Source organism: Neisseria sp. HMSC055H02 (assembly GCF_001813335.1).
Classification (GTDB): Bacteria; Pseudomonadota; Gammaproteobacteria; order Burkholderiales; family Neisseriaceae; genus Neisseria; species Neisseria sicca_C.
The window spans coordinates 1-5,695 of record NZ_KV812051.1 but is presented as its reverse complement, the minus strand read 5'-3'; the positions used below and the strand labels follow the sequence as shown (position 1 = coordinate 5,695).

The window sequence follows — 5,695 nt, the reverse complement described above, 5'->3', positions numbered from 1 at the left end:
AGGCGGCCCGGATGCCTGATTATCGGGTATTCGGGGAGGATTAAGGGGATATTTGGGTAAAATCAGGAGCAATTAGGAGCGGAAATAGACGAAAACCTGTGTTTGGGTTTCGGCTGTCGAGGGAAGGGCTTTTTTGCAAAGGTCTCAGGCTGTACAGCAAAATAAATTTGTGCGGTGACTGCTTTTGCGCATAAGTAAAATTGGTATGCAACCCTCGAAATTGTTCTGCATATTTCAACAAGACCGGTAAATCCGTCATACCGAGCCCTCCTGCAAACCCCGAACTACCTCAGACGCATCCCAATCCAAAGCCCGACAGTATTTGATAAATTCAAATATATCCATCCGTCTGTCACCCGTTTCCACTTTTCCTACGAACGAATGCACTACATTCATCCGTTCCGCCAATGCACGCTGCGACAACCCCAAATCCAATCTTCTGCGGATAAGGAGTTGTCGCAAATAGGTGTGTTCGGCAGAGTGTACCGACAAACGAATATTTCTCATGCGCTCCGATTTTAGGTACAATCACGCTTGCACCTGTTTTAGGTGCAAATAAGAAATATGTATAAAATGATCGTAATACCCATACACCCTGCCAACCCGTTCGATGCTATACGCCAAAACATCGCTGAAGAATATTTGAGCGAAACACAACACTACCCTTGGGTTGTTACCTTTTCAGGCGGCAAGGACAGCACCCTTGTCGCCCATTTGGTGTTTGACATGCTGCTTTCGCTGCCGCCAATGCTGCGGACGCGGCAGGTGTTCTTCGTTTCCAACGACACGCTTGTGGAAAGCCCGCTAGTGGTGAAACACATGCGCCAATCTTTGGCAGAAATCCTGCGCGCCGCCGAAATTTTCAGGCTGCCCGTCAGCGGAGAAATCACCGTGCCGAAATTGCAGGACACGTTTTGGACGCTACTCATCGGCAAAGGCTACCCCACGCCCAACCGCTCGATGCGCTGGTGTACCGACCGCCTCAAAATCGAACCAACCAGCGGCTACATCCTGCAAAAGGTGAACGAAAACGGCAAAGCTATCATCGTGCTGGGCGTGCGCAAAGACGAATCCGCCACCCGCAAGGCCAGTATCGAAAGCCACAAGAATCTGGAAAACAGCAACCTGACCCCGCACGGCGATTTGAAGAACGCGCTGGTGTACCGACCGATTGCCGATTTGAGTACCGACGACGTGTGGGAATTCCTTGCGGCCAACGACCCGCCCTGGGGCGGCACGCACAACGGTTTAATCAAGCTCTACCGCGAAGCCGCCGGCGGCGAATGTCCGATTGTGCTGTCGCAGGAAGAAGCCCCCGGTTGCGGCACCAATTCCAGCCGCTTCGGCTGCTGGACGTGCACGGTGGTCAATAAGGACAGAAGCCTGCAGGGCTTTGTGGACGCGGGGAAAACCGAATTCACACCGTTAATCGAATACCGCGACTGGCTGGTGGACATCCGCAACAAACCCGAATACCGCCAGGTCGAACGGCGCAACGGAAAACTCACGTTCAAAGGCGGCAAACACATCCCCGGCCCGTTCACCATCGCGGCGCGGCAGGAAATGCTGGCGAAGCTGCTAAAAGTGCAGGCTGCTTTCGGCGAAGAACTGATTTCGCAGGACGAAATCGACCTAATCAAGCGAATTTGGACGGAAGATCTGATTAACACTTACTCAAGGAATAAAAATGAAGACGGAAACACGGGAACAGGTGGCTGATTTGCTGCTGTGGAGTGATGAAAATGCCAGAAACCTGATGGAGAAAATCGCTGCCGAACATGGTGTATCGCCCGATGCGCTGGCCGATTTGGCGGCATGGGAGCGCGAGCAACAGGAACGGATCCGCAAACGCGGCATGACCGAAGTATTCGATGAAGTTTTTGAAAACAGGAAATATTGGGGCTGAATATGTGGATACATTCAATCAGGCTGCTTAATTTCAAATCCTACCAAGAAGCGACCTTCTCCTTTCCCGAACCGAAAAACGGGCAGAACATTGTTTTAATCGGCGCGATGAACGGGCACGGCAAAACCACTTTGTTGGAAGCGGTTTACCTGTGCCTGTATGACGCGGATGCGGTCAGCCATTTGCAGCGGGCCGGCTTGAACAGCAAAGATGTCAATTACCCGAATTTCCTGCAGGCTGCCCTGCATCACAAAGCAGCGCCGCAATACGGCCGATACCGCATCGATCTGGAAATTGAAATCCGCCAACGGCGGCAAGGTAAGATTTGCGGCCTGAAAATCCGCCGGAAATGGCATTTCAATGAGAAAAGGCAATTTGAACGCGAAAGCACCGAAACGCGGGCAGACGTGCTGGTTGACGACCGCTACCTGCCTGTCGATTTAGCCGAATTGGACAAATATCTCAACACTTACGCCCTGCCGTTCGATTATGCGCCGTTTTTCTTTTTCGACGGCGAAAAAATCGTGCAGGCTGCAGAACGCAGCGGCACGGGTATGTGGCTCAATACCGCCCTGAAAGGCCTGTTGGGCGTAACCCTGCTGACGCGGCTTGCAGACAGCCTTGGCGATTACCGCAAACGCTGCATTTCCGAAAACGCGGGCAAAAAGATGCAGGAAGATTTGGACAAAGCCGAAAGCGCATTGACTTCTGCCCAAGTGCAATATGATGTATTCCGTGAAGAATGGGAAAAAGTACAACAGGAATGGGCGCATTGGGATGCGGAAAGAAGCAGGCTGCAACAGCAGATCGGCGGCGGCAGCGACATCCGCACTTCGCAGGATTTGCTGATGCAGCGGGAACGGCTGGAGAAGGAAATGGACGATTTCAATGCGAAGGTCAAGGCGGCGGTTAAAGCCATGCCGCTGGCCTTCCTGCCTTCAGACGGCCTGAACGCGCTAAAAATCAAACTCGAACGAGAAGCCAACCGCCTGCACCATGAAGCCGGCAGGGAGCAGATTGCGGGACGGGTAAACGATTTTTGGAGCGCGTTTGTCGGCAGCGGCAAAGTCAAAGAAGTATTGGGGCGTTCGGCTTGCGCCATTTTGGAAGACCCGCTGATGAAGGAAGCTGTAGCCGAATGCTGGAACGAATTATTTTACCCGTTGCCTGAAAATTGCGCCGAAACTATCGAGCACAACTATCTCTCGAAAAACGCCCATGCTGAAATCCAAAACGAAATCAGCCGCATACAGGGTATGCCACAAGGAAGGATAGGCAGCCTGCTGGCCGATATCGAACAGCGGCGGAGCGAACAAAAACAAGTCTTGGAAGAATTGGAGCTGCTCAAAGGCAGCAACAAAGACGAACTGGTGGAACAGCTCAAACAGGCGAACAAGCAGGCCGATATACTGAAAGAACGTTCGGGCAGCCTGAAAAGCAACGTGTTGGAAAAAGAAAAAGAATGCCGGCGCAAAAAGGATGAAGTCAGCAAACTGCAAGACAAAATCAGCGACAGCAACCCGCTGATGGTGAAGTCGCGCCGTGCGGGACAGGTAGAAAAAGTTATTGCCGCATTGACCGATGCTCTAATGCGGCAAAAGGCGGGTGAAATCGGTGAAACCGCCACCCGCATCAACCGCACCATTGCACACGATGACCGCATCCACAAAATCAGCATCGAAGCCGACGGAAGGATGGGGCTTTACGGCCGCGACGGCAGGGAAGCGCAGGTCGATTTGTCGGCCGGACAAATGCAAATTCTGATTATGTCGCTGGTGTCGGCATTGGCGGAAGTTACCCACTATCCTGCCCCCTTTGTCATCGATACCCCTTTGGCACGTTTGGATGAGGGCCACCGAGAAGGTTTGTTCAAGCATTGGAGTAGGCTGGAACAGCAGGTAATTTTGTTGTCGCAGGACACCGAAATCACCCCCGAAGTGTACCGCCGTCTCGACCCGCATATCGGCCGCACCTATCTGGTGGAAGCCGAATCGCTGGACAGCGCGGGCGCATGTTCACGTGTAACTACCGATGTTTATTTCGAATAATTAAAGGAACAATACATGTATCTGCTGCCAGACAACCGCCAGTGGGATTCCGACTATTTCCATACCCTGATTAGCGACAAACACATTATTTCCAGCAGCGAAGCCAAAGCCATACGCGAAAAACTCACCCACGCAGGTGCGTTGCCGCATCTGGACAACAACTACGAGTGGGCGGTACTCTGTATCGGCTATTGCTTTGCCAAAGGCTGGGCTCGCCAGCCGGAAAATTTGACTGCCGCCCCCGATACCAAAGGCATCGACATCCCTTCTTTCCAAACCTGCTTTCAAGACCATTCGCGGCTTTGGCTTGCCCTGTTGAGCGAAACCCTGTTCCACATCAGGCAAGGGAAACCGGCGGGAAAAGATGATTTGTACAAACTAATTGCCGACCTGTGGCATACCGGCGCGCTTGGTTTGCATGCGTTTTGGGAACGTTGCAGACAATTCAAACCCGATGACGATTTGGCACAACGGCAGGCCTTTTTGAACGAATTGGCCGAATTGGCCGTTAAAAACAGCAGCGGACGGCACAGCATGGGGAAAAATTCTTTTTCAGACGGCCTTCATGCAGAAAATGTCGGGACACTCAATGCAGCCTGCACCAAACTCAAAACCGCACTGGACAAAACAGTCGGGAAAGGCGGTACGATACAGCCCGAATACGGCGGCGTGCGCTACGACTGCCTGCGCGTACAGTTCGACCGCTATGTGGATTTGGAAAAATACCACAGCCAAATCTGCTCCGAATTGGGCATCGGGGATGACGAAATGCGCTGCGGACGCATACGCGGCGAAGCCAACACTTGGCACATCAACATCCTGCGTTCACAAGATACCTGGCGGCAATATGGACAAGATGAGTTTCAGACTGCCTTGCAGCAATACCGTGCATCGGCACGGCGATTCAAACTGCCAGTGTGTATCGGCTTGGACGAACGCGGCGAACCCGTGTTTCAAGATTTCGCCACCGCGCCGCATGTGATGGTGGGTGGGGAAACGGGGGCGGGGAAATCGGTACTGGTGCGCTCGATGCTGGCTTCCCTGTTCGAACTCGCCCCGCAGGATGAAACGGAAATCGCTGTGTGTTATTGCAAAGTTTCTGCGGATTTTGCCGCCTTCAAAGACCGTCCGAATTTATGGCAGGGGCACATAGTCAGCGATGCGGAAGAAGCTGCTGAAATATTGTCGTCTTTTGCTGATGAGATGGATAAACGATACCGTCTGATGGACGAATACGGTGCGAAGGATATTGCAGAAGTCCCGCAGCCCGCCCGCCCGAAATATATTGTTATCGTGATTGACGAACTGGCCGACCTTATCGATGTCAGCAGCGAGGCAGAAGGGCATTTGGTGCGGCTGGCACAAAAAGCGCGTTCCGCAGGAATGTATCTGCTGTTAGCAACGCAACGCCCCGATGCGAAAACACTCAGCGGCCGCCTGCGCGACAACCTGCCGACCAAAATCGCGCTGAAAACAGGCAAACGCCAGTCTTCAGAGATTATCTTGGGCGAGCGTGGTGCCGAAAACCTGACGGCCAAAGGCGATCACCTGGTCAAATGGAACAATGAAGCAGCACGTTTTCTGCACGGGTATAATGTATAATTTATTCAACCATCCTTTGCATAGTCTAACAGGCCGTCTGAAAACTTTGAACCGCACCCCAAAAGTTGGACATCCCCCCAACTCACAAGGTGCAGTTTTTTATGACCAAATGAGACCTTTGCAAAATTCCCCAAAATCC

5 protein-coding genes are annotated in these 5,695 nt (G+C 52.5%); 4 read left to right on the top strand and 1 reads right to left on the bottom strand.

The features are described 5' to 3' along the window. Positions 1 to 255: 255 nt before the first annotated feature. Positions 256 to 507, bottom strand: coding sequence for a helix-turn-helix domain-containing protein (locus HMPREF2907_RS11350; protein WP_083310617.1), 252 nt, complete (start codon positions 505 to 507; stop codon positions 256 to 258). 66 nt (positions 508 to 573) lie between these two features. On the opposite strand from HMPREF2907_RS11350, the gene dndC reads away from it, so the two are divergent. From dndC to HMPREF2907_RS00090, 4 genes are read left to right on the top strand one after another with little or no spacing between them, the layout of a single operon-like run. After that, positions 574 to 1,719 carry a DNA phosphorothioation system sulfurtransferase DndC gene (gene dndC / locus HMPREF2907_RS00105; RefSeq protein WP_070679058.1) on the top strand — a complete coding sequence of 382 codons (1,146 nt, stop codon included), beginning with the start codon at positions 574 to 576 and terminating at the stop codon, positions 1,717 to 1,719. Beyond that, entirely contained in the window at positions 1,688 to 1,906 is a 219-nt protein-coding gene (locus tag HMPREF2907_RS00100) for a DNA modification system-associated small protein (RefSeq protein ID WP_009425188.1), read from the top strand. Before dndC ends, HMPREF2907_RS00100 begins: the two co-directional genes overlap by 32 nt. A gap of 2 nt (positions 1,907 to 1,908) precedes the next feature. Then, positions 1,909 to 3,954: a DNA sulfur modification protein DndD gene (dndD, locus tag HMPREF2907_RS00095; protein WP_070679057.1), complete on the top strand. Its 2,046-nt coding sequence runs from the start codon at positions 1,909 to 1,911 to the stop codon at positions 3,952 to 3,954. A gap of 15 nt (positions 3,955 to 3,969) precedes the next feature. After that, entirely contained in the window at positions 3,970 to 5,556 is a 1,587-nt protein-coding gene (locus HMPREF2907_RS00090; RefSeq protein WP_070679056.1) for an FtsK/SpoIIIE domain-containing protein, read from the top strand. Positions 5,557 to 5,695 lie beyond the last annotated feature (139 nt).